This window comes from Streptomyces sp. 13-12-16, assembly GCF_002114215.1.
In the GTDB taxonomy this organism is placed as follows: Bacteria; Actinomycetota; Actinomycetes; order Streptomycetales; family Streptomycetaceae; genus Streptomyces.
This window is the reverse complement of sequence record NZ_NCTE01001170.1, coordinates 1-1,088: the sequence shown is the minus strand read 5'-3', so window position 1 is coordinate 1,088 and position 1,088 is coordinate 1. Positions and strand designations below refer to the sequence as shown.

1 protein-coding gene is annotated in these 1,088 nt (G+C 68.9%); it reads left to right on the top strand.

Features of this window, described 5'->3' with window-relative positions:
* On the top strand, positions 1 to 827 hold an 827-nt coding region (locus tag B7767_RS36960; protein WP_085575829.1), incomplete at its 5' end, for a lysophospholipid acyltransferase family protein.
* Positions 828 to 1,088: the final 261 nt, after the last annotated feature.

Genomic DNA, 1,088 nt, shown 5'->3' with positions numbered 1-1,088 from the left:
GGCGGGTCGCGAGCGGGCTGGCGTTCCTGCGTCGCAGGCTCACCGGGGACTACGACGTCGACGACTTCGGCTACGACGAGGAGCTCACCGACCAGGTCCTGATGTCCCTGCTGCGGCCGGTGTACGAGAAGTACTTCCGGGTCGAGGTGAAGGGCATCGGGAACATCCCCTCGGAGGGCGGCGCGCTGATCGTCGCCAACCACTCGGGGACGGTGCCGGTGGACGCCCTGATGATGCAGGTAGCCGTCCACGACCACCATCCGGCCGGCCGCCATCTGCGGCTGCTCGCGGCGGACCTGGTGTTCATGCTGCCCGTGGTCAACGAACTCGCCCGCAAGCTCGGGCACACCCTGGCGTGCGTGGAGGACGCCGAGCAGCTGCTCGGGCAGGGGGAGCTGGTGGGGGTGATGCCGGAGGGGTTCAAGGGCATCGGGAAGCCGTTCGGTGAGCGGTACAAGTTGCAGCGGTTCGGGCGTGGGGGGTTCGTCTCGACGGCGCTGCGGCAGGGCGTCCCGATCGTTCCGTGCTCGATCGTCGGGGCGGAGGAGATCTACCCGATGATCGGCAACGCGAAGACGCTGGCGCGGGTGCTGGGCTTTCCGTACTTTCCGCTGACGCCGACGTTTCCGTGGCTGGGGCCGCTGGGGGCGATTCCGCTGCCGACGAAGTGGACGATTCAGTTCGGTGAGCCGATTCCGACGGACGGGTATCCGTTGGAGGCGGCGGACGATCCGATGCTGATGTTCAATCTGACCGATCAGGTCAGGGAGCAGATCCAGCACACGCTGTACAAGCTGCTGGTGCAGCGGCGGTCGGTGTTCTTCTGAACGGGTGAACCGTTGTGAACGGGTGACCCTTTTGGCCCCGGGCGCGGGAGAGCTCGGTGCGGTGGGTCGGGTGGCGGGCGCGGGCCGGTCGTGGTTGACCGCGCGGTTCCCCGCGCTCCTGAAAGAGCGCGGTTCCCCCGCGCCCCTGGGGAGGGGGCGGGGGAACCGCGCGTTCTGTTCTACTCGTCGTCCTCGCTGTCGATGCCCAGGCCCGGGAGGAGGCCGGGGAGGAGGGGCGGGAGGGTGATGTCGGGGGCGGGG